The 25,038-nt window shown below is 62.6% G+C and carries 25 protein-coding genes and 2 tRNA genes; 14 read left to right on the forward strand and 13 right to left on the reverse strand.

Annotated elements, in window-relative coordinates:
- Window positions 1–69: 69 nt before the first annotated feature.
- Window positions 70–1,239 (reverse strand): p-hydroxyphenylacetate 3-hydroxylase oxygenase component, encoded by a 1,170-nt coding sequence (locus APH35_RS16345; protein ID WP_012273117.1) that lies wholly within the window; start codon window positions 1,237–1,239, stop codon window positions 70–72.
- A gap of 202 nt (window positions 1,240–1,441) precedes the next feature.
- On the opposite strand from APH35_RS16345, the gene APH35_RS16350 reads away from it, so the two are divergent.
- Complete coding sequence (locus APH35_RS16350; RefSeq protein ID WP_060515104.1) at window positions 1,442–2,041, forward strand: TetR/AcrR family transcriptional regulator; 600 nt, start codon at window positions 1,442–1,444, stop codon at window positions 2,039–2,041.
- 11 nt (window positions 2,042–2,052) lie between these two features.
- Here the strand turns inward: APH35_RS16350 and hpaR are convergent, their stop codons facing one another.
- Window positions 2,053–2,475 carry a homoprotocatechuate degradation operon regulator HpaR gene (hpaR, locus tag APH35_RS16355; RefSeq protein WP_012273119.1) on the reverse strand — a complete coding sequence of 141 codons (423 nt, stop codon included), beginning with the start codon at window positions 2,473–2,475 and terminating at the stop codon, window positions 2,053–2,055.
- 245 nt (window positions 2,476–2,720) lie between these two features.
- Here hpaR and APH35_RS16360 point away from each other — a divergent pair, with 245 nt between their 5' ends.
- Window positions 2,721–4,019: an NAD(P)/FAD-dependent oxidoreductase gene (locus APH35_RS16360; RefSeq protein ID WP_060515105.1), complete on the forward strand. Its 1,299-nt coding sequence runs from the start codon at window positions 2,721–2,723 to the stop codon at window positions 4,017–4,019.
- A 30-nt stretch (window positions 4,020–4,049) separates the two neighbouring features.
- Window positions 4,050–4,415, forward strand: a complete 366-nt coding sequence (locus APH35_RS16365; protein WP_012273121.1) for a cupin domain-containing protein — start codon at window positions 4,050–4,052, stop codon at window positions 4,413–4,415.
- Here the strand turns inward: APH35_RS16365 and feaR are convergent.
- The 3 genes from feaR to APH35_RS16380 all read right to left on the reverse strand — a co-directional run bounded on the left by feaR (window position 4,397) and on the right by APH35_RS16380 (window position 7,504).
- The gene (gene feaR, locus APH35_RS16370; RefSeq protein WP_012273122.1) at window positions 4,397–5,341 is read right to left on the reverse strand and encodes a transcriptional regulator FeaR; all 945 of its coding nucleotides are present in this window, start codon (window positions 5,339–5,341) and stop codon (window positions 4,397–4,399) included. The two genes, APH35_RS16365 and feaR, sit on opposite strands and share 19 nt — an antisense overlap.
- A 113-nt stretch (window positions 5,342–5,454) precedes the next feature.
- Window positions 5,455–6,027, reverse strand: coding sequence for a DUF3156 family protein (locus APH35_RS16375; RefSeq protein WP_012273123.1), 573 nt, complete (start codon window positions 6,025–6,027; stop codon window positions 5,455–5,457).
- Window positions 6,008–7,504: an APC family permease gene (locus APH35_RS16380; protein ID WP_012273124.1), complete on the reverse strand. Its 1,497-nt coding sequence runs from the start codon at window positions 7,502–7,504 to the stop codon at window positions 6,008–6,010. Before APH35_RS16380 ends, APH35_RS16375 begins: the two co-directional genes overlap by 20 nt.
- 376 nt (window positions 7,505–7,880) lie before the next feature.
- Between APH35_RS16380 and APH35_RS16385 the strand changes: the two genes are divergently transcribed.
- From APH35_RS16385 to APH35_RS16410, 6 genes are all read left to right on the forward strand, one after another.
- Window positions 7,881–9,368 (forward strand): aldehyde dehydrogenase family protein, encoded by a 1,488-nt coding sequence (locus APH35_RS16385; RefSeq protein WP_060515106.1) that lies wholly within the window; start codon window positions 7,881–7,883, stop codon window positions 9,366–9,368.
- A gap of 178 nt (window positions 9,369–9,546) precedes the next feature.
- Complete coding sequence (locus APH35_RS16390) at window positions 9,547–10,857, forward strand: hypothetical protein (protein WP_060492728.1); 1,311 nt, start codon at window positions 9,547–9,549, stop codon at window positions 10,855–10,857.
- A 216-nt stretch (window positions 10,858–11,073) separates the two neighbouring features.
- Window positions 11,074–12,291, forward strand: a complete 1,218-nt coding sequence (locus tag APH35_RS16395; RefSeq protein ID WP_060492729.1) for a multidrug effflux MFS transporter — start codon at window positions 11,074–11,076, stop codon at window positions 12,289–12,291.
- Window positions 12,292–12,416: 125 nt separating this feature from the next.
- Window positions 12,417–13,556, forward strand: a complete 1,140-nt coding sequence (locus tag APH35_RS16400; protein ID WP_012273128.1) for a tyramine oxidase subunit B — start codon at window positions 12,417–12,419, stop codon at window positions 13,554–13,556.
- A gap of 32 nt (window positions 13,557–13,588) precedes the next feature.
- The gene (locus APH35_RS16405; RefSeq protein WP_012273129.1) at window positions 13,589–14,011 is read left to right on the forward strand and encodes a RidA family protein; all 423 of its coding nucleotides are present in this window, start codon (window positions 13,589–13,591) and stop codon (window positions 14,009–14,011) included.
- Window positions 14,012–14,064: 53 nt separating this feature from the next.
- Window positions 14,065–15,360 carry an NAD(P)/FAD-dependent oxidoreductase gene (locus APH35_RS16410; RefSeq protein WP_060515107.1) on the forward strand — a complete coding sequence of 432 codons (1,296 nt, stop codon included), beginning with the start codon at window positions 14,065–14,067 and terminating at the stop codon, window positions 15,358–15,360.
- A 104-nt stretch (window positions 15,361–15,464) separates the two neighbouring features.
- Here APH35_RS16410 and APH35_RS16415 read toward each other — a convergent pair whose 3' ends face one another.
- Window positions 15,465–17,510, reverse strand: a complete 2,046-nt coding sequence (locus APH35_RS16415; RefSeq protein WP_060515115.1) for a TonB-dependent receptor family protein — start codon at window positions 17,508–17,510, stop codon at window positions 15,465–15,467.
- 216 nt (window positions 17,511–17,726) lie between these two features.
- On the opposite strand from APH35_RS16415, the gene APH35_RS16420 reads away from it, so the two are divergent.
- Window positions 17,727–17,969 (forward strand): DUF1654 domain-containing protein, encoded by a 243-nt coding sequence (locus APH35_RS16420; RefSeq protein WP_060515108.1) that lies wholly within the window; start codon window positions 17,727–17,729, stop codon window positions 17,967–17,969.
- Window positions 17,970–17,975: 6 nt separating this feature from the next.
- Window positions 17,976–18,668, forward strand: coding sequence for an endonuclease (locus APH35_RS16425; RefSeq protein ID WP_060492731.1), 693 nt, complete (start codon window positions 17,976–17,978; stop codon window positions 18,666–18,668).
- A 3-nt stretch (window positions 18,669–18,671) separates the two neighbouring features.
- Here the strand turns inward: APH35_RS16425 and APH35_RS16430 are convergent, their stop codons facing one another.
- The 4 genes from APH35_RS16430 to APH35_RS16445 all read right to left on the reverse strand — a co-directional run bounded on the left by APH35_RS16430 (window position 18,672) and on the right by APH35_RS16445 (window position 20,216).
- Window positions 18,672–19,097 carry a hypothetical protein gene (locus tag APH35_RS16430; protein WP_012273134.1) on the reverse strand — a complete coding sequence of 142 codons (426 nt, stop codon included), beginning with the start codon at window positions 19,095–19,097 and terminating at the stop codon, window positions 18,672–18,674.
- Between the two features lie 97 nt (window positions 19,098–19,194).
- Complete coding sequence (locus APH35_RS16435; RefSeq protein ID WP_003250559.1) at window positions 19,195–19,764, reverse strand: SPOR domain-containing protein; 570 nt, start codon at window positions 19,762–19,764, stop codon at window positions 19,195–19,197.
- A gap of 131 nt (window positions 19,765–19,895) precedes the next feature.
- Window positions 19,896–19,972, reverse strand: a tRNA-Val gene (locus APH35_RS16440).
- A gap of 167 nt (window positions 19,973–20,139) precedes the next feature.
- A tRNA-Val gene (locus tag APH35_RS16445) sits at window positions 20,140–20,216 on the reverse strand.
- A gap of 202 nt (window positions 20,217–20,418) precedes the next feature.
- Here APH35_RS16445 and APH35_RS16450 point away from each other — a divergent pair.
- A complete protein-coding gene (locus APH35_RS16450; protein ID WP_012273135.1) occupies window positions 20,419–21,702 on the forward strand; it encodes an NAD(P)/FAD-dependent oxidoreductase in 1,284 nt (427 codons plus the stop codon).
- A gap of 117 nt (window positions 21,703–21,819) precedes the next feature.
- On the opposite strand, the gene APH35_RS16455 is transcribed toward APH35_RS16450, so the two are convergent.
- Window positions 21,820–22,554, reverse strand: coding sequence for a peptidase C39 family protein (locus tag APH35_RS16455; protein WP_060492733.1), 735 nt, complete (start codon window positions 22,552–22,554; stop codon window positions 21,820–21,822).
- Window positions 22,555–22,720: 166 nt separating this feature from the next.
- Between APH35_RS16455 and APH35_RS16460 the strand changes: the two genes are divergently transcribed.
- Window positions 22,721–22,900: a hypothetical protein gene (locus tag APH35_RS16460; RefSeq protein ID WP_060515109.1), complete on the forward strand. Its 180-nt coding sequence runs from the start codon at window positions 22,721–22,723 to the stop codon at window positions 22,898–22,900.
- A gap of 69 nt (window positions 22,901–22,969) precedes the next feature.
- On the opposite strand, the gene APH35_RS16465 is transcribed toward APH35_RS16460, so the two are convergent.
- Complete coding sequence (locus APH35_RS16465) at window positions 22,970–23,722, reverse strand: TerC family protein (RefSeq protein WP_060492734.1); 753 nt, start codon at window positions 23,720–23,722, stop codon at window positions 22,970–22,972.
- A gap of 28 nt (window positions 23,723–23,750) precedes the next feature.
- On the reverse strand, window positions 23,751–23,990 hold the full coding sequence (locus APH35_RS16470; protein WP_012273139.1) for a hypothetical protein: 240 nt from the start codon (window positions 23,988–23,990) through the stop codon (window positions 23,751–23,753).
- 130 nt (window positions 23,991–24,120) lie between these two features.
- Between APH35_RS16470 and nhaR the strand changes: the two genes are divergently transcribed.
- A complete protein-coding gene (gene nhaR, locus APH35_RS16475) occupies window positions 24,121–25,014 on the forward strand; it encodes a transcriptional activator NhaR (RefSeq protein WP_012273140.1) in 894 nt (297 codons plus the stop codon).
- Window positions 25,015–25,038 lie beyond the last annotated feature (24 nt).

Consider the following 25,038-nt stretch of genomic DNA (forward strand, 5'->3'; position numbering starts at 1 on the left):
CCGGGCAGGCCTGGCAGCCCGCCCTGATTGTTGTTGTGCTTGTGAGGGATGGTTGAAACGGAAAGCGACTCAGACCATGGTCGGGTCGGGCTCCAGGCCCATCAACTCGCGGCCGAGGATCTGCGCGCAAACGTCGTAGTCGGTGTAGGCATGGGCGCCGGTCATGTGCGAATCGCGGAACAGGCGTTGCAGTTCGTTGCTCTCGAACCAGGCGCCACCACCGGCCGCTTCCATCAGGCGGTCCACGGCCTGGATGCACAGTTTCACTGCATAGCCCTGGTTGGTGCGCCAGAATGCCAGCGTGCCACGCGAGGGGTATTCATGGCGGGCGCTGTGCTCGGCAATTTCGTCCCAGCTTTTTTCCAGCAGTGCCCGGGCGGCGGCCACCTGATGGGTCGATTCGGCCAGGCGCATCAGCGCCGGGGTAGCAGCGCCCACGGCAGCACCGGTGTAGGCACGCACGCGGTTGCGGGTTTTCTCGCGGAACACCTCCAGCATGCGCTCGGCAACGCCGAGGCTCACGGTGGAAAAACCGCTGGCGAAGTATGGGCGGTATGGGGCGAAGAAGATCTTGCTGTCCGGGTACAGGCCAAAGCCCGCCGACTTGCCCTCCATCATGTCCTTGGCTTTCTGGATACGGTGCTCAGGCACGAAGGCGTCACGCACGATCAAGGTCTTGCTGCCACTGCCGCGCATGCCCACGGCATACCAGTCATCACGGATTTCATAATCGCTGCGCGGTAGGATGGCGAAGCAGTAATCCTGAGTGCCTTCGGCATTGTTGCGGCGAAAACCTACGATCGCCCACTCGGCGTGGTCGCAACCAGAACTCCAGCCCATCTCGCCGCTGAACGACACGCCACCCTCGACCTCTTCGGTACGGCCAAATGGCGCGATACTGCTGCTGGCAGTGGCATCCGGGTCGCTGCCCCACACCTCCTGCTGCAGCTTGGGCGAGAACATTGCCATCTGATGGCTGTGGGTGCACAGCAAGCTCATGGCCCAGGCGGTGCTGGCGCAGGCGCCCGCCAGCTGGGCGATGCACTCGGCGAATTGCGGCAGGGTGATTTCCATGCCGCCGTAGTGTTTGGGCAAGAAAGCGCGGTGCATGCCGATGCTTTTCAGCAGGGTGATGTTCTCTGCCGGCACGCTGCGGTCCTGTTCTGCACGCATGGCATTGGCGGCGATGGTCGGCAGGATGGATCTCAGGTCTTCCAGCAGGGGGTTTGGCTTTTTCATGAACGGTCTCTTTCTTATTGGATTCGAAGACGCGTTCAGTATGTGAGCCGCGATTGGGCGGCGGAATGCACGTTACGAGGGGAACATTGCACTTTTCATGGCGTGCAGAAATTGCCCAGCCACGAGCATTGACCCGTGCATTTGCGATCACCACAATCCCACCCATATGACGCGCGCGGCCTGCCGCGCCCCTGACGGAGCGATGCTGTTGAAAGACCTTTCCCCTTCTGCGGTGCGTGTGTGCGATGCCGCCGTCGGCCACTTCGCCGAGTATGGCTACGATGCCTCTTCGCTGAACGAAATCGCCCAGCTGGCCGGCATGCGCAAGGCTTCACTGTATGCACACTTCGCCAACAAGGATGCTTTGTTCGTGGAGGTGTTCCAGCGTGCGCTGGTGCAGGAAACGGCGTTTGTCGAACAGGGTTTTGCGCAGGAAGATCGCGACGGCCTGGCGCCCGGGCACTGGCTGGCCTTGCACCTGGCCGAGCGTTATCGCGGCTCCGCTGCGCTGCGCTTCGTGTTGCGCACGGCCTTCCTGCCCCCGGCGGGCATCAAGCCGGTTGTCACTTGCGGCTTCGAAAAGTACCTTGACGGCATACGCGAAGGGTTCTGCAAGGCCCTGCAAGCTCGGAACAACTGGGCTGATGAGCAGCAAAGCCGCCTGGCGCTGTACGCCGATGCCTACCTGGGCATCATCGACAGCCTGTATGTAGAGCTGATGTACGCAGGCCCCGCCGCCTATGAGCGGCGCGCGACAGCCTTGCTGAAAGTGCTCGAAGACTCGCTGTCACTCAACCGCTGACGGCTGGTGCGTCAGGGTTTGATCCGCTTCATTTCATCCAGCAACTGCATCAGTTGCTGCAGCTTGTCCTCGCCAAACTGGGCGAGGATCTTGTCGTAGTTGCGCGCCATTTCCTCACTCATCGCCACAAATGCCTGCTGCCCCGCGTCGGTCAGGTTGATGAACACCCGGCGCTGGTCTTCTGCCGACTTGCGCCGCGCCACGATCCCATCGCGTTCCAGGCGCTTGAGCACACCACTCATGCTGGGTTTGAGAATGCACGCCAGCTCAGCCAACTGATGGCTTTCCAGCTCGCCTTGCTGGCGCAAGATACGGATTACCCGCCATTGCTGCTCGGTCAGGTCATGGGCATTCAACGCTGGGCGGAAAAACGCCATGGTGGCTTCGCGCGCCTGCAACAGGGTCAGGGTCAGGGAGGGTCTTGGTGTGGTCATGCGGGCTCGTGGGGCTGGGAATAGCAAACCGGCGAGTATGCCAGTGCACAATCATTAATACATTAATAGAATGTTTTCTACCCATTGCCAAGAAGCAGCGCCAGCCGCCGATTGCGTGTGGCAGGCTGGTTACACTTGCTGGCAGGCAAGCGCAAGACAGCTGATGATCGGCAGGCGCTCAATGGCCTCATGTGCCAGCGCCCGGCAAACGGCCCTATCACAATTCCAATTCAGCAGGCTGCGTCATGATCACCTTCGAGAGCCCCACGTATTACTCGGCGACCAAGAAGTACAACCTGAATTTCCCCACCCTGGAAAATGACATCGAAGCCGATGTCGTGGTGATCGGCGGTGGCTTCTCCGGTATCAACACCGCGCTGGAGCTGGCAGAACAGGGTGTGGCCAATGTGGTCGTGCTCGAAGCCCGCTACCTGGGCTACGGCGGTACCGGGCGCAACGGTGGGCAGATCATGGCAGGTATCGGCCACGACCTGGAAAACATCCGCAGCAGCGTGGGTGACCAGGGCGTGAAGGAAATGTTCGAGATCAGCGAGCTGGGCGCAGGCATCATCAAGGAACGCATCGCCCGCTACGCCATCGACGCCGACTTTTGCCACGGCTATGGCTACATGGGCTTCAACCACCGCCAGGAACAAACCCTGCGCAAGTGGGAAAAGGCATTCAAGGCAATCAACACCCGCGACGAAATCCGCTTTCTCGGCGGCAGTGAGGTGCACCAGATCATCGGCAGCACCGCCTACAGCAGCGCCCTGCTGCATATGGGCGGTGGCCATGTGCATTCACTGAACCTGCTGCTGGGCGAAGCACAGGCGCTGGTCAGCCATGGCGCGCGCATCTTCGAACACAGCCCGGCCCTGGAAGTGACCTACGGCGAACGCATCAAGGTCCGCACCGGCCGCGGTTCGGTACGCGCCAGCAAGCTGCTGTGGGCGTGCGACAGCTTCCTCAACAAGCTGGAGCCGGAGCTGCACGCACGCACCATCAACACCTATGCCTTCCAGATGATGACCGAGCCGTTGCCGGATGAACTGATCGAGCGCATCAGCCCGATACGCGGTGCCTACAGCGATATCCGCCCGGTGATCGACTACTACCGGGTCACGCGTGAGAACCGCCTGCTGTTCGGCGCCGCCACCCCCTTCGTCGAGCACGTTCCGCTGGACCTGAAGGCCTGGAACCGCGCGCTGATGCTGAAGATTTTTCCCTACCTGAAAAACGTGCGCATCGACCTGGCCTGGGGCGGACCAATGGCCACCAGTGCCAACCTGTTTCCGCAAATCGGCACCCTCGGCAACCGGCCCAATGCCTTCTACGTGCAGGGTTACTCCGGCTTTGGCGTCACCCCCAGCCACATCATCTGCAAGATCCTCGCCGAGGGCATGCTCGAAGGCTCCAGGCGCTATGACCTGGTCAGTTCGGTCAAGCATGCGCGCATCCTCGGCAAGGACTACCTGCGCCCGCTGCTGCTCACCGCCGGCAAGACCGTGCACCAGCTGTCTGGCTACTTCAACGGCCGCCGCTGAACCTGTTCGACTCAACCCTGGAGAACTGCCATGACCCTTACCGCCGCCAAGCAAGGCGTACAATTATCCGAACTCGATGCCTGGGGCAGCGTTGCCGATTTGGGCTCGGAAATACTCGAAGGCGACGTGAAAGCCTTTGGCAAGATGACCTACGGCGCGCCTGACGACGCGGTCAGCAGTGCTTATTTCGGCACTACGCGCGGCAAGTTCCGCATGGTCTACCCGTTCGACGAACAGGCAGTGATCGTGACCGGCGAAATCCAGCTGACCGATGAATCCACCGGCCAGGTCACCCGCTACAAGCCCGGTGATGCCTGGTTCGTGACCAAGGGCACCCCGGTGCTTTGGGAAGTGTTGAGCGATTCATTCGTCAAGCATTACCTGGCGGTGGCCTGAGCCCGGTAGTCCTTGGGCGAGCGTTCGAACTGCTTCTTGAACGAACGGCTGAAATGCGCCGAGTCGGTAAACCCCCACTTGTAGGCGATCGAGGTGATCGACTCGCCCTTGAAGAACGGGTTGGCCAGATCATCGGCGCTGCGCATCAGGCGCGCCCGCTGAATGTAGCGGCACACGCTATCCCCCTCCTCCTCGAACAGCCGATACAGGTGGCGTACCGAGATGTTAAGGCGCCCGGCAAGGTTGGCTGGGGTCAGCCCAGGCTGTGACAGCGACTCGTCGATCACCTGTTGCACATAGCCGCGCAGGTTGGCACCGCTCAATGCTCCAAGGTTGCCCGGCGCCTCGCCATTACGCTCGAAGCCCGGCTCCAGCAAGGCGATGAAGGCGGTCTGCAGCGCATCACCCTGGGCACCATCACCGCTGACGTTGCCGTCCTTGCACAGCTGGTCCATCAACACATGCAGCATGCGCCCGCAGGCGTTGCTCGACGATATCTTGCCGAACATCGGGCCGCTGCCCTGCACGTACTTGCGCACCTGCTCGCGCGACAGCGCCAGCGAGACATGCTCGATCAGGCCGCTAGGGGTGATTTCACAACGCCCGACCGAATCCATCAGCAGCAGCTCACCCGGCGCCAGGCTAACCTGCAGGCCACCCTGAGATACAGTGGAGTGACCCGCACGCTGGCTGACCAGAAAGCAATGCTGGTCATCGTCGAGCGTGGGGTTTTCGCCCAGCCGACGGATGTTGCCGGCATTGGTGCGCAGGTTGGCCAGCGGCAAGCCAGCGCGGGAAAAGGTGGAGACCTCGCCGATGAACAGCGAGTGATTGGACGCAAGCTCCGTCTCGAAACGGCCACAGATCTGTTGCATGGCCGTGGTCCAGCGTTCCAGCCCCTGACGGTTGGATTGTTGAGTATGCATGGCTGCCCTCGACGCAGGATTTGTTGTTATGCGCACATTGTTAACATGTTATCAATGCACGCACAACTGTCATCATTTGTCGTTAGACACAGCAAGGCATGTGCCAAGCTGCGTCAGAGGCTGGGGAGCAAACGGCTGAACTGAGCCAGGCTGGCCATCAGGTGCGCCCGCTGTTGCGGGCTGATAGGGATGTAGCGACGAAACGCCGGCATACGGTTGACCACTTCGCTGCCGCCCATGTGCTCCAGCGTCAGCAGCCATTGACCGTCGCGACAGGCCAGGCTCAGGCGCTTGAAATCCAGCGGCATCAGCGCCGCCACCAGCGCGGTCTGCTGCAGCAAGCGGTCGCGCAACTGAGCGAAGCGTGCCCGATCACCCTTGCGGTACACGCAGGCAAGGCCGGTACGGCGCAGCGCACCGGTATGGCGCAGCTCCAGGCTGACCTCGCCTTGTTGCGGGGCAGGCAACTGCAGCTGGAACTCACAGGTGACGATGTGCATCAGCAGGTGGGCCTCGACGCGTTCGTGCACCTTGGCCTGCCAGCCCTGAGCCGGGTCGTGGAGCACCCCCGCAACTGCAAGGTCCTGCTGCCCCAGGTTGCGCGCCAAGCACATCAGCGTCGCCCCTGGGCGGTAACCTGAAGGCGCCCGAGGCGCCAGCAGGTGCTCACGCAAACTTCTGATCATGCTGCAGGTGCTCCACGGCGTGGCCAGGTTCGGCGGCGAATTCTTTCTCAAGCACATCCTCGACCCGCGCCGGCTTGAACGGGTTGACCTTCTGCACGCACAGCGTCCAGAACAACGCGTAGGCCGCCGTAGCACCGAGCATGATGGCGAACGGCACGTAGACATCGGCGGGGTTCATGCCTGGCGGCGTGATGAACGCCATGCCGATCAGGATGCCGCTGCTCGAGAGGATCTGCGGCAGCGGGAACAGCGGCGAGCGGTAGGCACGCGGCAGGTCCGGGCGACGGATGCGCAAAATCACCACCGATAGCGTCACCAGCAGGTAGGCGGTGCTCCAGGCGCACACGGCGGCCAGCACCAGGTGCAGGATGTTGTCCGGGTTGCCACCCAGGTACCAGGCATGCAGGCAAGGGATCAACGCCACCACCAGAATGCACAGCAGCGGCGTCTTGAAGCGCGGGTGCAGGTAGGTGAACACCTTGGGCAACGCGCCGTCGACCGCCATGCCATAGAGAATGCGCGGTACGCCGGCCATCAGTGTGTTGATGGTCGCCGCACCGGCGAACAGGAATCCGATACCAAGCCACACCGGGCCGATGTCGCCCATCACCTGCTCGGCGAAGCGCGGGATTGCCATGGGCGTGTCCAGCAGGTGCACGCCACTGGCGGCATCCAGCACCACGTTTTCCACCTGGCGCTTCATCGCCGCACCGTAGATGAACATGCAACTGGCAACGCCGAACAGGCCCAGCGCCATGGCCCGTGGCAGCACCCAGGCCGAGCGTCGCAGCTCGGGCGCCAGCGGCGTGACGAACTCGCAGCCGACGAACATGAACATGGCCATGCCGACCAACGACAGGATGGTCATCAGGTCGGTGCCCACCAGCGACACGCCGAACGGGCCGTCCAGCTCCACCGCAGGTGCTGCGATCAGGCCCAGCACGCCGAACACCATCAAGGTGGTCCACATGCCGAAGGTCAGCACCACTTCGGCGCGGCTGAACGCGCTGACGCCAAAGGCATTGAGCACCGCGAACGCCACCACGAAACACACCCCCAGCAACCACGAACCACCGGCTGACTCTGCCAGGGTGTTGAGGTGCTCGAAGTTCACCAGCGCCATCACCCCCGACAGGATGGTTTCGGCGGTACCGGCGAACACATGCACGATCAGGTAGGCCGACAGTGTGCCGGTGATGGCGAAGAAGCGGCCCATGCCGCAGTTGATGTAGTCGTACACCGAGCCCGTGGTCGGCAGGATCGACGCGGCCTCGGCAAAGGTGGTGGATTGCGCCAGCATCATCAGTGCGGCAATGACCATGGCCACAGCGAAGGCGCTGCCGCCGATGCCAAAGCCCATGGTTGCGGTGAGGATCACCGGGCTGGCCATGATCAGCCCGACGGTGCTGGCCAGTGCGGTGGGGAAACCGACCGTGCCGCGGTTGAGGTGCTCGGTGAGCTTGTTATTGAGTGACATCGTTATGCCCCGGCTTGTTTTTGTGGCGTTGAACGAGTGATTACTGTGCGCTGCAGGTGGCATGCCGTCTTGCCGATGGCTGCCGCCGGGCTTGTTGCTGCCTGCCAGCAATCAGCTCCAGAGCCTGGCGATGCCCCTGTAGGAGCGGCCTTGTGTCGCGATCGGGCCGCAAAGCGGCCCCGGCGATATTGGCTGTGATGCAAAAAACGGGGGCTGCTGCGCAGCCCGATCGCGACACAAGGCCGCTCCTACAAGGGATCGCGCAAGGCTGACTCATCGCTTGGCAGCCACAGTCATGCCCCTGTCACGCAGGCACAAGAACCGCTCTGCCCCGCTCACTAAGCTGCAAGCTTTGGCCACCTGCCCCGGAGTTTGCATGAGCGACATCACCCTCCTACCTGCCGTCACGGCCTTCCTGGCCCGCGAGCATGGCGTGTTCATCCACGGCCAGCACCTCGCCAGCCAGTCGTCGTCGACAATCGCCGTGGTCAACCCAGCCAACGGCCAGACCATCGCCCACATCGCCGACGCCAACCAGGCCGATGTCGACCATGCCGTCAGCTCCTCGCGCCAAGGCTTTGCCACCTGGTCGCACACCAGCCCCGCCGCCCGCGCGGCGGTGCTGTTCAAGCTGGCCGACCTGCTGGAAGCCCACCGCGAAGAGCTGGCGCAGCTGGAAACTGTGCAGTCCGGCAAACTGATTGGTATCTCCCGCGCCTTCGAAGTAGAGCAGGCCGCGCACTTCCTGCGCTACTACGCCGGCTGGGCCACCAAGATCACCGGCCAGACCATCACCCCGTCGCTGCCCTCGTTCGCCGGTGAGCGCTACAGTGCCTTCACCCTGCGCGAGCCGATCGGCGTGGTGGTGGGCATCGTGCCGTGGAACTTCGCCACCATGATCGCCATCTGGAAGCTGGCCTCGGCCCTGACCACCGGCTGCAGCATCATCCTCAAGCCGAGTGAATTTACCCCACTGACGCTGCTGCGCATCGCCGAACTGGCCACACAAGCCGGCCTGCCGGCCGGGGCGCTGAACGTGCTGACCGGTGGCGGCCTGGTGGGCAAGGCACTGATCGAGCACGCCGGTACCGACAAAGTTTCATTCACCGGCTCGGTCCCAACCGGCATCGCCGTCGGCCAGGCTGCCATGGGTGCCAAGCTGACCCGGGCGACACTGGAACTGGGTGGCAAGAATGCGGTGGCCTTCCTGCCCGATGTGGCAACCGACAAGGCCGTGGACGGCATCATCGAAGCCGGCTTCCTGCACTCGGGGCAAATCTGCGCGGCTGGCGAACGCTTCTACGTGCACCATTCGCGCATCGACCCGTTGCTGGACGCGCTGTCCCAGCGCCTGGGCCAACTGAAGATCGGCTCGCCGCTGGACGAATCCACTCAGTTCGGCCCGGTGGCCAACAAGCCACACCAGCAGAAGCTGGCGGAACTGTTCGCCACTGCGCGCGCCGAAGGTAGCCAAATCATCCATGGCGGCAAGCTGGGCGACGGCCCCGGTTGCTTTGTCGAACCTACGGTAATCCTCGCCAGGTCGGCCAACGACACCCTGCTCAACCAGGAAACCTTTGGCCCGGTGGCGACCTTCCTGCCGTATGACGACGAAGACGAGCTGCTGCAGTTGATGAACGCCTCGCCCTACGGCCTCAGTGCCAGCCTGTGGACCAACGACCTGGGCAAGGCCATGCGCATGATCCCGCAAATCCAGGCCGGCACCCTGTGGGTGAACATGCACACACTACTCGACCCGGCTGTGCCGTTTGGTGGCATCAAGGCATCCGGCGTTGGCCGCGAGTTCGGCTCGGCGTTCATCGATGACTTCACCGAACTCAAGTCGGTGATGATTCGCTACTGACCACACCCCTTGGCCAAGGCGTGCAAACGCCTTGGCAGCCACGAACAAGACCCCGCCCTACCGCACACGCCCTAATAGGCCATCGCCGCCAACCGCGATGGCCCCTCGCCAGACCGAGGGTGCCCCCGAACAACAAGGGCCGCCTTGCAGGCGGCCGAGAAAAACGAGGGATGTGCAAATGGTCAAACCACAGACGCTGTCCAGCCTGGCACTGGCAACCTTGCTGGCCAGCCAGGCCGCGCCGGCCGTTGAGCTGTACGCCGACGAGGACAGCCACCTGAACGCCGACATGCTGGCGGTATGGGGCATGTTCAATAGCCGCAAGAACTACGACGGCACCACGGGCGGCTCGACCTGGCGCGAAGGCTTCATCAAGTATGGCCTCAGCGGTGACCAGGGCCTGGCCGGCAACGGCACGCTGTATGGCAGCCTGAACTGGGTAAGCTCGGCCACCTGGGGCGACGGCGATGCGGCCGGCAATACCGATGGTTCGGAACGCACCACCAAGATCGAGGACGCCTTCCTGGGTTGGCGCTCAGGCGATCTGTTCCCGGTATTGGGCAAGGATGGCGTGGACCTTTCCGCAGGCCGCCAGACCATTCGCCTGGGCAGTGGTTTCCTGATCAACGACGACGGCCCGAACCTCGGTAATGGCGTGGCCGACGGCGCCCTCGATCGGGGTGGTGCCTACTATCTGGCCGCCCGCCATGCCTTCGACCGCACCGCCATGCTGCGCCTGGGTGGCAGCGATGGCCTGCATGGCAGCCTGCTGTGGCTGAAATCCGACAACCGCGCCCAGGCCGAAACCGAACTGGCCGCTGGCACGCTGGACTACACCCACGCCCTGGGCACTTTGGGGCTGACCTGGATTCACGGCATCGACGTCGCCGACCAGTGGGCCAGCGAGTTCCAGAAAGCCCGCGAAGGCATGGACGTGTACAGCCTGCGCGGCGAAGGCAGCGCCGGCATCGACAATGCCAGCTTCGCCTTTGAGTACGCTTGGCAGGACAAGACCGACGGCCCCGAGCAAGCCTGGTACCTGCAGGCCGGCTACACCTTCGCCGACCTGCCCTGGGCACCGTCGATCACCTACCGCTACACCCGCTACTCAGCCGGCTGGGACTCGCTGTTCAGCGGCTTGTCCTCCGGTTATGGCACCTGGTTCCAGGGCGAAGTCGCCGCCAACTACGCCGGCCCGTTCAACAGCAATACCGGCATCCACCATGTGGGCGTGAAGGCGACGCCGTTGGAAAACCTCACGGTTGGCGCGCTGTACTTCGATTTCGACACCGTACGCACCCGCGATAGCCTCAACCTCGATGCCAGGGAGCTGGACCTGTATGTGGAATGGGCAGTCAACGACCACCTGATCATCAGCCCGCTGGTGGGCCTGTACCAGCCACGCAAGGATGAAAGCAACGGTGGCAATCAGGTCGGCGGCAACGGCACCAACGTGTACAGCCAGCTGACCGTGGCCGTGCCGTTCTAAAGCAACCACTAAAGGCTTTCGGAATACCCGTGGGAGCGGGCATGCCCGCGAAGAAGGCGACTCGGTGTATGGCACCGGCTTTGCCGGTGTTCGCGGGCATGCCCGCTCCCACAGGGATGGGTGACTGACCTCCAGAAGCGTTTGACCTTCTCTGATTGGGCAAATAAGATTCGCCAACCTACCGATCGGTAGGCGAAAAAACAGACAGAGAAGACCATGCACGCAGATCCCTCTCCCCCAATACGTTTCAGCTTCGCCCTGGGCCTCGGCCTGATTGGCGCACTCGGCCCTTCCGCCGTCGACATGTACCTGTCGAGCCTGCCGGAAATCGCCAGCCACTATCAGGCCAGTTTCACGCGTGTGCAGCTGACGCTGACCTTCTTCCTGCTGGCCATGGGCGCCGGCCAGCTGATCTTCGGCCCCATCGTCGACGCCTATGGCCGGCGCAAACCGCTGCTGGCCGGCCTGCTGCTGTTCATCCTCTGCTCACTCGGCGCAGCCGCGGCCCCCAGCCTCGACACCCTGATCATGCTGCGCTTCTTCCAGGGGCTGGGCAGCGCGCTGACCCTGGTCGTGATCATGAGCATGGTGCGTGATGTGAGCCAGGGCGTTGCCGCGACCAAACTGTTCGCCCTGCTGATGACCATCGAAGGTGTGGCACCGATCCTGGCACCGGCTCTGGGCGGCGTGATCGACGCGCATTTCGGCTGGCGCGCGGTGATGTTGGTACTCGCCGGCATGGGGCTGGCGGTGCTGCTCAACAGCCTGCTGAACCTGCCGGAAACCCTGCCCCCGGGCAAACGCGAACCGCTGCGCCTGGGCCACGCCTGCCGTACCTACCTGGCCATTCTGGCCGACCGCCGCTTCCTGCGCCCGACCCTGGCAGTGGCCGCGGTGTTCTTCTTCCTGTTCGCCTACATCGGCGGTGCCACCCTGGTGTACCAGGCCCACTACGGCCTGAGCGCCCAGGCCTTCGGCCTGCTGTTCGGCGCTACCGGGGTATCGATCCTGTTTGGCGCCATGGCCGCCAGCCGCCTGATCAGCCGCCTGGGCTTGAATACCCTGACCCGCCTGGGCGTGCTATGCATGGCTGGCGGCGCCTGCATCAGCCTGCTCGGTGCGCTGACCGGCCTGGGGCTGCCGGGTGTGGCTGGCGGCATGGTGGTGGCGCTGTTCGGCCTGGGCATAGCCGAATCGACGCTGATGTCGCTGGTCATGGCCTCGCAAGACAAGGCGTTGGGCTCCACCGCAGCGCTGCTGGGCGCTATCCAGCTGTCTGCATCTGCCGGCGCAGCCCCGTTGGCCGCCGTGGTGCTCGACCACGGCCCGACCGCCTGGGCCGCGCTGCTGGCCCTGTGCACCTTGGTGGTGTGCCTGCTGACCGCTCTCAGCCTGCGCGATACCCCCGCCAGCTTCTCGCTCGCTGGCCATTGAAGCCCTGGCACTGACGGTCAACTCGGCTGGCAGGCAGGCACAAGACGACCTACCAGTCGTTAGCGAAACTGGCTGCCTCGATACCAACAATAAATCCGATGGCAGCCAGCCCTGCGAGACCCGCTATGACCCTCGATACCAGAATTGACTTCATCTACCTGTCCGAGCAGGACATGATCCGCGCCGGCGTCACCGACATGCCCGCCTGTGTCGACACCATGGAAGAGATGTTCGGCTTGCTGTACCAGGGCGACTACCGCATGGCCGGCCCGAACAGCGACTCGCACGGTGCGATGATCACCTTCCCCGAGCACTCGCCCTTCCCCAATATGCCCAAGCCCACCGCCGACCGGCGCATGATGGCGATGCCAGCCTACCTCGGCGGCAACTTCCAGACCGCCGGCGCCAAGTGGTACGGCTCGAACATCGCCAACCGCGAGAAAGGCCTGCCCCGCTCGATCCTGATGTTCACCCTCAACGATGCCGACACTGGCGCGCCACTGGCGCACATGTCGGCCAACCTGCTGTCGGCCTACCGTACCGGCGCCATCCCAGGCGTAGGTGCCCGCCACCTGGCGCGCAAGGACGCCAAGGTCATCGGCCTGGCCGGCCCGGGGGTGATGGGCAAAACCACGGTCGCCGCGTTCATGGCTGTCTGCCCACTGATCGACACCATCAAGATCAAGGGCCGCGGCCAGAAAAACCTGGATGCCTTCGTCGCCTGGGTCAAAGCCAGCTTCCCGCAAATCGTCAACGTGCAGGTGGTTGAAACCCTGGAAGAGGTGGTACGCGGCTCCGACCTGGTCACCTACTGCAGCTCGGGCGAAGTGGGCGACCCCAGCCAGTACCCCCTGGTGCGTCGCGAATGGGTCAAGCCTGGCGCATTCCTGGCGATGCCAGCCCCGTGCAGCATCGATGCCGGCATGGAGCAGGACGACGTGCGCAAGGTGGTCGACAACACCGGCCTTTACGAGGCCTGGTTCGAAGAACTGCCCAAGCCTGCGCATAACCACGTGCCGCTGGTAGGCGTGCGTTTCATGGACATGATTCACGAAGGCAAGCTGGCCGCCGAGCAGGTGGAAGACATCGGCAAGATCATCAGCGGCGACGCACCAGGGCGTCTGCATGACGACGAAATCATCCTGATGTCGGTAGGCGGCATGCCTGTCGAGGATGTGGCCTGGGGCACCGTGGTGTACCGCAAGGCGCTGGAGCAAGGCATCGGCGTGAAGCTCAACCTTTGGGAAACCCCCGTTCTCAGCTGATTCACCCATTACCGGACAACGAGGCAAAACCCATGACACAGATCACCAAACTGAAAACCGGCTCCAAATTCGAAGACATGGCCAGCTACTCCCGCCTGGTGGCGGTGGACAACTGGATTCACGTTTCCAACACCGCCGGGCGCAACCCGCAGACCCAGCTGATCCCGGAGGACGTGATCGAACAGACCCACCAGGTGTTCGCCAATATCGAAACCGCCTTGGCCGCGGTCGATGCCAGCCTGGCCGACGTCATCAATTCGCGGGTATTCATTCAGGACCCGGCCGATGTGCCGCAGGTCATGGACGTGATCGGCCAGAAGTTCCGCGGCATCGACCCGGCCACCACGGTCACCTGCCCGCCGTTGGGCTCCACCGTGTACAAGGTCGAGCTGGAAGTCACTGCCTACCGCGGTGCGGGGCAAGCGCAAGTGACCCTGATCCGCCTTGGCCAGTAAAACCGCTGGCTGCCGCTGAGCACTCCTCTGCCCGAACCACAATGAGTAAAGCCATGTCTCCCACGATCGCCCCCGTGCAAACCAGCACCCGCCACCCCGCCGCCACGACTGTGGTGATCATCGGTGGCGGCATCATCGGCCTGACTGCCGCACTGACGCTCGCCGAGCGCAACATACCGGTGGTGGTGCTGGAAAAGGGGCGCATCGCTGGCGAGCAGTCGTCGCGCAACCTGGGCTGGGTGCGCAAGACCAACCGTCACGCCCACGACATCCCCCTGGCACTGGCGGCCGACCGGCTGTGGGCCGAGATGCCAGCGCGCGTAGGCAGCGACGTTGGCTATCGCCAGGCGGGCATCATGTTCATCGGCCGCAACGACACGCAGATGGGCATGCATGAAGGCTGGCTTAAAAGTGTCGAGGCGCTGGGCCTGGATTCGCGCCTGCTGAGCGCGCGTGAAATCGCCCAGAAAGTGCCGGGTGGTCGGGCGGATTGGGCAGGCGGCATCTTCACACCCTCCGATGCCCGCGCAGAACCGACGCTGGCCGCCAGCGCCATCGCCGGTGCGGCCATTGCCAAAGGCGCGGTGGTGGTGGAGAACTGCGCGGTGCGTACGCTGGTCACCGCAACCGGCCGTATCAGCGGGGTGGTCACCGAGCAAGGCGAAATCCGCTGCGACCAGGTATTGCTGGCCGGTGGCCTATGGTCGCGCAAGTTCCTCGGCAACCTGGGCATCAACCTGCCGACCTTGCCGCTGACCTGTTCCGTGCTGCGCACCGAGCCAATGGACGGGCCTACCGATATCGCCGTCGGCGCACCGGACTTTTCGTTTCGCAAGCACAAGGACGGCGGTTACATCATCACCCAGCGCGGCGCACTGGATGCTTTCCTCACCCTCGACCACCTGCTGCTGGGCAAGCGTTACCTGCCCCAGCTGCGTGCGCAGCGGGACTTTTTGCGCATCAGCTTTGGCAAATACTTCTTCAAGGACCTGGCCCTGGCCCGGCGTTGGAAAGCCACGGATGTGACCCCTTTTGAGCGCGTAAGGGTACAAGACCCACACGCCAACCCAGCACTCAACGACGAGGCCATGCGCAACCTCAAAGCGGCCTGGCCGGTATTCGAACAGGCACGCATCGCCAGCGCCTGGGCTGGCACGATTGACGTCACCCCCGACTCCAACCCGGTAATCGGCCCGGTGGCCAGCATCCCAGGCCTGACCCTGGCCACCGGTTTTTCCGGGCATGGCTTCGGCACCTCGCCCGCTGCCGGCCAGTTGGCGGCGGACCTGGTATCCCAGGCCACACCACTGATTGACCCGAGCCCATACCGCTTCGAGCGCTTTGCCTGATCTAACAGGCCAGGGGCCATTGCTGTCAGCGAGCCGACTGCCTCAAGGGTTGGTCGGCATCGCAAACGCCGCCCCGTTGAGCGATGCCTGAGATGCCCGCAAAGCTACCTGAACTGATACGCCAACCCCGCCCCCGCATACCACGATCGCCCAGGCGCTGCCTCGTAATAACGCCCGTTGCTGTCGCCAACGATCACCGACCCCACATACTGCCGGTCGAACAGGTTGTCCAAACGCACCAGTTGATGGAACGTCCAGGGCCCGACGTGCTGTTCGAAACGCGTCCGCCAGTTGAATACGGCATACGCAGGTGCCGGTTTGGCGTTGTTGCTGTCGTCCACATACACCTTGCTGCGGTATTGCCCTTCTACCCCCATGCTGACCGACGGAACGGGTTTCCACACCAGCTCGCCATACAGGTTGTCGAGCGGCACACCCGGCAGCCGGTTGCCACGTTCGATGGCCGAACTGACATCTTCGGCATAGCGCGCATCGGTGCGGGTGTACACCACCGTGGTCTGCCATTGCTCGCCCAGGTCACTCTGCAGGCTCGCCTCGAAACCGCGTCTTGTCGTGCGCCCTGCATTGCGATAACTGGTGCGGCCAGCCGTAGCGTTGGCAACGACGATTTCGTCATCGGTTTGAATTTCATACACCGCCGCATTCAAGCGCGTGCGTACGCCCAGGCGATACTTCACACCCACTTCATACTGCATGCTGGTGGCAGGTTTGAGCCCGAAGTTGAAACGTTCGACCTCACCCGGCGCATAGGCCATTTCGGCCTGCGTGGGGGTTTCGAAACCTTTACCAACGCTTGCGTAGCCGCGCAGGTCGGGGGTGAACGCATACATCACCGACAGCGACGGGGTGGCCTGCTGGTACGTCTTCGAACCACTCGAATCACCGTTGGCCAGGTAATGGTCATCGACGCGCATTTTCATGGTGCTGTAGCGCAGCCCCAGTTCGCTAGTCCAGTTGCCGATTTCCCAGTGCGCCTGCAGGTAGGGGTCCAGGCTGGTGGCCGTGTCCTGCTCGTCGCGGCGCAGTTCGCCCTTGACGCCCAACTGGTCGCCGCTGAAGTTCTGGTAGCCGCGGCGGTCATCCGTGCTCTGGTCGTAATCGGCGCCGACGGTGAACGTGAGGTTACCGGGCACCTCGACAACCGGCTGGATCCAGCGCAGGGTGCCGCCGTGGAATTCGCGGTCGAAGTCAACGACTCCGCCACCACGCTGCACGTTTGAAGGTGCTTTTTCTGATATGGACAGGTACTGCACAACACTGCGTCGCCCCGCGTACAGGTTGAACTGCAATGTGGCATCACCGAAATAGCGCTCGTAGTTCATGCCCAGCTGTTGATGATCGATGCTTTTACGCGTGTTGTATTTCTCTGCCTCGACCGCGGTAGAACGAGGGTCGTGCTTGTAGGCATCCCACTTCTGCCCCAGCGGGTCCTGCGTGTCGTTCTGCTCCAGGCTGCTGTAGATCAGCGCCATGCGCGAGTCGTCGTCGGGCTTGAAATTGACCTTGGCGAACGTCTGGTCGCGGCGTGCGGCACTGTGGTCGCGGTAACCATCGGTGTCCATGCGCGAGGCATCCAGCACGAAACCGGCGGTGTCGTTACCGCCCTCGGCGGACAGGTGATTCTTGTTGAAGCCGTCACTGCCGAACGTGGTTTCAGCGCCAACGCGGGCCGGGCCCTGCCCGTCGCGGGTGAACATCTGGATCACGCCACCGGCATTGCTGCCATACAACGTCGCAGCCGGGCCACGCAGCACCTCGATGCGCTCGGCCACGTCCAGGTTCAGCGTGGCTGCCTGCCCTTGCCCGTCGGGGGTACTGGCAGGAATACCATCGCTCAGCAACTTGATACCGCGCACACCGAACGCTGAACGGGCACCGTAGCCCCGTGAGGAAATCTGCAGGTCCTGGGCATAGTTCTGCCGGTTCTGCACCACCAGGCCGGGCACCTTGCTCAGCACTTCCGACAGGTTGACGCCAAGCTGGCCATCAGTGCCGTGGGACAGGTCAACGGTATCGACCGAAAACGGCAGGTCAAAGCTGCTGGTGGGCGTGTAGGCGCCGGTAACCACCAGCGGATCCATGACGACGACATCGGGCGAATGGGCCCTGGCAACGCTATTGGCGCTCATGCCGCCTGCAAACAGCAGGGCCAGGCTTGTAGATGAGGGAACACGAAAAAGAAATCGATACATGCGCAGCTTCCGGAAATTGCCGGTATTACACCAGACCAGCAGCGCCAGCGCGAACGCCATGACGGGCTAACGCTGGATTTCCTCTGGCAAGCTGTTGCGATTTTACTTACAGTGAAATACTGTATGCACATACAGCAAAATAAGGAATTCCCTGTGTCCAGCACCGCCTCTGCCACCCCGAGCAGCTATGAACAGCTGGGTGTACGCATCCAGAAGATCATCAACAGCCCCACCGCCCAGCGCAGCCGTGCGGCGCTGATCTTCCGCCTGGAACAGGAAAGCCCGGATGACTGGGAGACGCTGCTCGAGGAAATCGCCGAGAACGACAACGTCACCCTCGCCCACCGGGACGATGGCGGCGTGCAGATTTTCTGGACCGTGCAGAAGGAAGACTGACCACGCATGAGACTTTCGCTTTTCGCTGCAACCTGCCTGCTGCTGACCGCCCCCTTTGTTCAAGCCGACGCCCCGCGTACCTTCCAGGAGGCCAAGAAGGTCGCCTGGAAGCTGTATGCGCCGCAATCGACCGAGTTTTATTGCGGCTGCAAATACAAGGGCAACAAGGTCGACCTGGCGTCCTGTGGCTATGCCCCGCGCAAGAATGCCCAGCGCGCCTCGCGCATCGAATGGGAGCACATCGTACCGGCATGGCAGATCGGCCATCAGCGCCAGTGCTGGCAGGCCGGCGGGCGCAAGCAGTGCTCGCAGCATGACGACGTGTACAAGCGCGCCGAAGCTGACCTGCACAACCTGGTGCCCAGCATCGGCGAGGTCAACGGCGACCGCAGCAATTTCAGTTTCGGCTGGCTGCCCGAACAACGCGGCCAGTACGGCCGTTGCCTGACCCAGGTCGACTTCAAGGCCAAGAAGGTGATGCCGCGCCCTTCGATCCGCGGCATGATCGCGCGCACCTACTTCTACATGAGCCAGCAGTACAACCTGCGGTTGTCCAGCCAGGACCGCCAGCTGTTCGAGGCCTGGAACAAGACCTACCCGCCGCAAGCCTGGGAGCAGCAACGCAACCAGCGAGTGGCCTGCGTGATGGGGCGGGGCAACGCGTTTGTCGGGCCGGTCAACCTCAAGGCCTGTGGCTGAGCCTCACACCAGCGCCTGCAAGTAGGCGCTGGCTTCCCGATAGCGGGCCAGCCGCGCCAGGTCAGCGGGGCTTGGGCAGGGAATGCGTGAGAGGTCACTGTTGTCGGCCAGGTCGGCCAGCTTGACGGTGCGCGCCAGCGGGTCATCGCCCAGGCGCACCACGAAGTCCTGGTAGGCCTCGCCCTCGCGGCGGCTTAGCGCCAGCAACGCGGCAAGGATTTTCAGCGCGAAGCCCTCGCGCGCCAGGTCGGACAGGGTCAGCGGGGTATCTTCGATCACATCGTGAAGCACCGCGACAATCCGTTGCTCGGGCGTGGCAACCCGCATCATCACGCGTAACGGGTGGAGGATATAAGCCGCCCCACCCTTGTCGTATTGCCCTTCATGCGCCCTGGCGGCCACGGCAATGGCCCGCTCCAGTGTAGACATGAGGCCCTCCCCGTCTGGCATCTCCCAACCCAAGCATAGCCAAACTTGTGTGAACAATGTCTAGTACAGGCCAGGCCGCCAACACTTCGGCATAGGCTTAGCGTGCTGCGCCGTGCTGAATGACCACCGAATCGGTACCCAGCTTGGCCATCACCTCGTCCCGGCGCGCCTGGGCCTCTTCGCGGGTCGGGAACGGCCCCATCAGCACCACCGGCTTGCCGTCGCGGTACTCCACCGAAGATGGGATGCCCTTCTCGATCAGCCGTGCGGTCATGTCGCTCAGCGCGCCCATGTTGGCGCCCTGCACCACTTCCACATCCCAACCCTGGGGCGCCGGCTGGTCGGCGAGCGCTTCGGCACGTCGCTGCAGGTCGGCACCGCCGCAAAGCTCGCGGATACGCAGGTTGTTGCCGGTGTCGTCGACGATGATGTCGTACTGGCCATCGCGCTTGATCGCCACATAGCTGCGATAGGCTTCGTATTGCCCGGCATCGTCCTTGCCGCGGACCTGGCCGCAAATGGTGCCCTGGGTGTCGATCCGTACGTTGCCGAACTTGGCAGTCTTGGGGTTGTGCAAGTGTTCGGCCACCTGCTTGTGCACGCCTTCGACCTCGTTCTCACAGCCCGCCAGGGCGAGCACTGCCATTACCACAGCCAGTTTGCGCACGCGTGTACCTCCAGATTCGAAGGGGCGGATTCTAGCATGGCGGGCCATACCCGAACCGCGACCAAACGTTACACGCTGCTTCGTGCGCAAATGAAAAAAGGGCGATCATTGCTGATCGCCCTTTTTCGATTTGGTAGGCACAATTGGACTCGAACCAACGACCCCCACCATGTCAAGGTGGTGCTCTAACCAACTGAGCTATGTGCCTGTCGTGTGGTGCGCATATTAGTGATCGAATGCGTACCTGTAAAGCTTTTTTTTGATAAAAATCAAAAACTTTCGGGGTTCGTGCACGAGGAGTCTATATGCGACTCGGGCCGGTCGCGAGCCCAATGAAAAAAGGGGTGACCCTTGCGGATCACCCCTTCTTCGATTTGGTAGGCACAATTGGACTCGAACCAACGACCCCCACCATGTCAAGGTGGTGCTCTAACCAACTGAGCTATGTGCCTGTCGTGTGGTGCGCATTCTACGCATTCCAAAAACCCTGTCAACACTTTTTTTCGCGCTAAGCTACTGAATCTTAAACTCTTTATATAAGGACGGCCGACAAGCGCCCCGTAAAGGATTTTCACCAGACGACTAGCGGGTGTTTATTATTATTGATAGCATCGGTACATTCGTTAAAAATATAAAACACGAGGTTCCTGCAGCATGGCTAACACCCCCTACCCCCAGTCCTACTACGCCGCCTCGGCCAACCCGGTGCCGCCACGTCCGGCGCTGCAGGGTGAGGTGGAAACCGATGTATGCATCATCGGCGCCGGCTACACCGGCCTGTCCAGCGCCCTGTTCCTGCTCGAGAACGGCTTCAAGGTGAGCATCGTCGAAGCGGCCAAGGTCGGCTTCGGAGCGTCGGGCCGCAACGGCGGCCAGATCGTCAACAGCTATAGCCGCGACATCGACGTCATCGAACGCACCGTTGGCCCCAAGCAGGCGCAACTGCTGGGCCATATGGCCTTCGAAGGCGGCCGCATCATTCGTGAGCGCGTGGCCAAATACAACATCCAGTGCGACCTGAAAGACGGTGGCGTGTTCGCCGCCATCACCAGCAAGCAGATGGGCCACCTGGAGTCGCAAAAGCGCCTGTGGGAACGTTTTGGCCACAATCAGCTGGAGCTGATGGACCAGAAGCGCATCCGCGAAGTGGTTGCCTGTGACAGTTACGTCGGCGGCATGCTCGACATGAGCGGCGGCCACATCCACCCATTGAACCTGGCCTTGGGCGAAGCGGCTGCAGTCGAGTCGCTGGGTGGCATCATCTATGAACAAACCCCGGCGGTACGCATCGAACGTGGTGCCAACCCGGTCGTTCACACCCCGCAGGGCAAAGTCCGCGCCAAGTTCATCATCGTTGCCGGCAACGCCTACCTGGGCAACCTGGTGCCAGAGCTGGCCGCCAAGTCCATGCCATGCGGCACCCAGGTGATCACCACCGAGCCGCTGGGCGAAGAACTGGCACGCACCCTGCTGCCGCAGGACTACTGCGTCGAGGACTGCAACTACCTGCTCGACTACTACCGCCTGACCAGCGACAAGCGCCTGATCTTCGGCGGTGGCGTGGTGTACGGCGCGCGTGACCCGGCCAACATCGAGGCGATCATCCGTCCGAAGATGCTCAAGGCCTTCCCGCAGCTGAAGAACGTGAAGATCGATTACGCCTGGACCGGCAACTTCCTGCTGACCCTGTCGCGCCTGCCACAGGTTGGCCGTATCGGCGACAACATCTATTACTCGCAGGGTTGCTCGGGCCACGGCGTGACCTACACCCACCTGGCGGGCAAGGTACTGGCCGAAGCCCTGCGCGGCCAGGCGGAGCGTTTCGACGCCTTCGCCGGCCTGCCGCACTACCCATTCCCGGGTGGCCAGATGCTGCGCGTGCCGTTCAGCGCCATCGGTGCCTGGTACTACAGCCTGCGCGATCGTCTGGGCTTCTGATGTAAACAGGCCTGACCCTATCGCCGGCAAGCCTGCCCCCACAGGAACCGCACCATTTTCGAATGTGCAATTTCTGTGGGGGCAGGCTTGTCGGCGATAGGGCCGGTTCAGGCCATTTCATTTGTTCAGGCTATTCACCGCCTGTTTCGCTGCAACTTCCTGCCCCGCCTTGGCCAGCTCATCGGCAGCCATCAACCAGCGCTGGCGATCCACCTGGGCCGGCAATTGTCGCGGTGGCTGCACCAGCACCGCCCAGCTCCCCTGCTTCGCCCACGCCGAGGCAAACTCATCGAATGCCATCACCTGCCGCCGGTGCATGCCCGAGCGCAACAACACCCGCTGCTTGTAACGGTCATAACCGATCAGCACCGCATAACGCGGCTCACCCCACCAGGCCGAACCTTCCTCGTAACGCAGCAGCACTGGGTTGCCCGCCGCCACTTGGGTCAACAGCGCGTCCAGTTGTTTGTCCAGCGGGTACACCACCATGCCGTAGTCCCGCGCCACGCGGGGGATACCGGTATCCAGCGCTTCGGCGCCCTGGGGCAGGTTCAACGGTTTGTCCAGAAGCCCCGGTGTGATCGGAGCCCCCTGTTGCGACAGCACGGCCGCCAGTGCCATAGCCCCGCTGTGGTTGGCGTTGCCACGGTAGAACGGCACGCTGCTGATCTCCACTCGCTGAGGCAAGCCCTTGAGGTTGGCAGGCGGTGCGCTGGCACAACCGGCCAGGGTGGCAGCCATCAGACAGGCGGCCAGCAGCCGTCGGTAGGCGGTTTTGACGGAATGTTGCTCCATGGACACTCGCTTGTTCCAACGCCAGGCAGGCAGCGCCCGGCTCTGGCCACCGATCATAGGTCCGACAGCGGCGCGGGTATAGTCCGACAACGGCTTAGAGCGAATCGGCCCCAGAGATAGACCTTTGTTCGATGGAACGTCACAGGCGAAGGGCTAGACTAAAGCAGTGTCTGGAAGGCAAGCGCTGGCCAATCGAAGGCTTGCCGTAGAGATGGAGGCACAGATGAGCCTGACCATGGCAATTCTCATGCTGGTAGGCATGTGGCTAAGCGTTGCAGCCGCCATGCTGTGGGGTGTACTGCGCATTGTGCGGCGTCATGCACAACATCACCACCTGCCACCGCAGCCCCTGGCCAAGCCACAGCCAGTAAGGCGGGCGCGGCGGCATGCCGGGGTGCACTGACCTCAAAATTTACTAAAGCCCATTCGCGGGCTTGCCGCCGAATGGGGCGCAATGCGCCCCGCTTTTATATCAACCTTCAGCTGCCTCACGCTTCAAACGTGCCCGACGCGCCAGGATGTTGAGGATCTCGATAGCCGTCGAGAACGCCATGGCGGCATACACATAACCCTTCGGTACATGAGCGCCAAACCCTTCGGCGATCAGCGTCATACCGATCATGATCAGGAAGCCCAGGGCCAGCATCACGACGGTCGGGTTGTCGTTGATGAAGTTGGCCAGCGGGTCGGCGGCCACCATCATTACGATCACCGCAGTGATCACGGCAATGATCATGATCGGCAGGTGCTCGGTCATACCCACAGCGGTGATGATGCTGTCGACCGAGAAGACGATGTCCAGCAGCAGGATCTGGAAGATTGCCGCAGCAAAGCCCAGGGTAACGGTCGAGCCAACCTTGGCTTCTTCCTTGGCACCGTGCGGGTCGACGCTTTCGTGAATCTCCTTGGTCGCCTTCCACAGCAGGAACAGGCCACCGGCAATCAGGATCACATCCTTCCACGAGAAGGCGTTGCCGAACACTTCGAACACCGGGTCGGTCAACTGGACGATCCAGGCCACCGTGCTGAGCAAGGCCAGGCGCATGACCAAGGCCATGCTGATGCCGATACGCCGTGCCTTGGAGCGGTACTCCACCGGCAGCTTGTTGGTCAGGATCGAGATGAAGATCAGGTTGTCGATACCCAGTACAACTTCCATGGCCACCAGCGTAGCCAGGGCAACCCAGGCGGTAGGGCTAGCGGCGAGTTCCAGCAAATATTCCATTGTTCAGATCCTGCAGCGGCGGTTGGGGTCAAATGTCCTGGGTTTGTTCTTTTTTCTCGGCATCCTTGGGCTTCTGCCCTTCGCTGCCGATGGCATCGCTCAACGCCTGCTGGGCAGCCTTGTTGGTATCGTCGATGGCCTGCTTGGCCGACTGCGCGGCCTGGTCGAGCATCTGCTGGGCAGATTTCTCGGCCTGGTCGCAACCTGCCAGGGTGAACAGGGCCAAGGCCAGCACCAACGGGGTGCCGATGGATTTGAGTTGCAGCATGGTGTCCTCGCTTGAAAATTCCGGCGGCGCATGGCGCCTGATGCCGTGCATTCTAGAGACGCCGATAGTTCAGTAAAATTCGTATTTTCATGACGTATACTTCGGTTTTTACGAATCGGGACGACCAACGGTGCTCAACTATCGCCAGCTGCATTACTTCTGGGCCGTGGCCAAGACTGGCAGCATCACCCGTGCCAGCCAACAGCTGAACCTCACACCGCAAACCATCAGCGGGCAGATCACCCTGTTCGAGCAAACCTACGGCCTGGAACTGTTCCAGCGCGCCGGACGCCAGCTTGAGCTGACCGAAACCGGCCGCCAGGCGCTGGTGTACGCCGAGCAGATGTTCCAGATCGGCGGCGAGCTGGAAGCCCTGCTGCGGGCCGGCCCCCAAGAGCAGATCCTGTTCCGCGTTGGGGTAGCCGACGTGGTCCCCAAATCCATCGTCTACCGCTTGCTGGCACCTACCATGGAACTGGACGAGGTGCTGCGCATCAACTGCCGCGAAGACAAACTTGAACGGCTGCTGGCAGACCTGGCCATCCAGCGCCTGGACCTTGTGATTTCCGACAGCCCCATGCCCAGCCACCTGGACATCAAAGGTTACAGCCAGAAGCTCGGCGAATGCGGGCTGAGCTTTTTCGCCACCCCTGCACTGGCGCAACGGCTGGACGGCCCTTTTCCGGCCTGCTTGCAGGATGCGCCGCTGCTTGTTCCAGGCCAGGAAACCGTGGTGCGCAGCCGCCTGCTGCGGTGGCTGGGCGAACAGCAGGTGCAGCCTCGGATCGTGGGGGAGTTCGATGACAGTGCCTTGATGCAGGCGTTCGGGCAGTCGGGTAGCGGCATTTTCGTTGCCCCCAGCGTTATCGCCGAGGAGGTGTGCCGCCAGTATGGCGTGCAGTTGATCGGCCAGACCGAAGCCGTACACGAGTCGTTCTATGCCATTTCGGTGGAGCGCAAGGTCAAGCACCCAGGGATCGTGGCGATTACCGAGGGGGCGCGGCGGGAGTTGTTTCATTGGTGAGGCGCTCGGAGCAGCCCTACAAGC

Source organism: Pseudomonas sp. NBRC 111132, assembly GCF_001320565.1.
GTDB lineage: Bacteria > Pseudomonadota > Gammaproteobacteria > Pseudomonadales > Pseudomonadaceae > Aquipseudomonas > Aquipseudomonas putida_P.

Excerpts from the sequence above, each read along its gene's own strand:
- APH35_RS16345 (WP_012273117.1), bottom strand. The coding sequence starts at position 1,239 with ATGAAAAAGCCAAACCCCCTGCTGGAAGACCTGAGATCCATCCTGCCG.
- APH35_RS16350 (WP_060515104.1), top strand. The coding sequence starts at position 1,442 with ATGCTGTTGAAAGACCTTTCCCCTTCTGCGGTGCGTGTGTGCGATGCC.
- hpaR (WP_012273119.1), bottom strand. The coding sequence starts at position 2,475 with ATGACCACACCAAGACCCTCCCTGACCCTGACCCTGTTGCAGGCGCGC.
- APH35_RS16360 (WP_060515105.1), top strand. The coding sequence starts at position 2,721 with ATGATCACCTTCGAGAGCCCCACGTATTACTCGGCGACCAAGAAGTAC.
- APH35_RS16365 (WP_012273121.1), top strand. The coding sequence starts at position 4,050 with ATGACCCTTACCGCCGCCAAGCAAGGCGTACAATTATCCGAACTCGAT.
- feaR (WP_012273122.1), bottom strand. The coding sequence starts at position 5,341 with ATGCATACTCAACAATCCAACCGTCAGGGGCTGGAACGCTGGACCACG.
- APH35_RS16375 (WP_012273123.1), bottom strand. The coding sequence starts at position 6,027 with ATGATCAGAAGTTTGCGTGAGCACCTGCTGGCGCCTCGGGCGCCTTCA.
- APH35_RS16380 (WP_012273124.1), bottom strand. The coding sequence starts at position 7,504 with ATGTCACTCAATAACAAGCTCACCGAGCACCTCAACCGCGGCACGGTC.
- APH35_RS16385 (WP_060515106.1), top strand. The coding sequence starts at position 7,881 with ATGAGCGACATCACCCTCCTACCTGCCGTCACGGCCTTCCTGGCCCGC.
- APH35_RS16390 (WP_060492728.1), top strand. The coding sequence starts at position 9,547 with ATGGTCAAACCACAGACGCTGTCCAGCCTGGCACTGGCAACCTTGCTG.
- APH35_RS16395 (WP_060492729.1), top strand. The coding sequence starts at position 11,074 with ATGCACGCAGATCCCTCTCCCCCAATACGTTTCAGCTTCGCCCTGGGC.
- APH35_RS16400 (WP_012273128.1), top strand. The coding sequence starts at position 12,417 with ATGACCCTCGATACCAGAATTGACTTCATCTACCTGTCCGAGCAGGAC.
- APH35_RS16405 (WP_012273129.1), top strand. The coding sequence starts at position 13,589 with ATGACACAGATCACCAAACTGAAAACCGGCTCCAAATTCGAAGACATG.
- APH35_RS16410 (WP_060515107.1), top strand. The coding sequence starts at position 14,065 with ATGTCTCCCACGATCGCCCCCGTGCAAACCAGCACCCGCCACCCCGCC.
- APH35_RS16415 (WP_060515115.1), bottom strand. The coding sequence starts at position 17,510 with ATGAGCGCCAATAGCGTTGCCAGGGCCCATTCGCCCGATGTCGTCGTC.
- APH35_RS16425 (WP_060492731.1), top strand. The coding sequence starts at position 17,976 with ATGAGACTTTCGCTTTTCGCTGCAACCTGCCTGCTGCTGACCGCCCCC.
- APH35_RS16430 (WP_012273134.1), bottom strand. The coding sequence starts at position 19,097 with ATGTCTACACTGGAGCGGGCCATTGCCGTGGCCGCCAGGGCGCATGAA.
- APH35_RS16450 (WP_012273135.1), top strand. The coding sequence starts at position 20,419 with ATGGCTAACACCCCCTACCCCCAGTCCTACTACGCCGCCTCGGCCAAC.
- APH35_RS16455 (WP_060492733.1), bottom strand. The coding sequence starts at position 22,554 with ATGATCGGTGGCCAGAGCCGGGCGCTGCCTGCCTGGCGTTGGAACAAG.
- APH35_RS16460 (WP_060515109.1), top strand. The coding sequence starts at position 22,721 with ATGAGCCTGACCATGGCAATTCTCATGCTGGTAGGCATGTGGCTAAGC.
- APH35_RS16465 (WP_060492734.1), bottom strand. The coding sequence starts at position 23,722 with ATGGAATATTTGCTGGAACTCGCCGCTAGCCCTACCGCCTGGGTTGCC.
- APH35_RS16470 (WP_012273139.1), bottom strand. The coding sequence starts at position 23,990 with ATGCTGCAACTCAAATCCATCGGCACCCCGTTGGTGCTGGCCTTGGCC.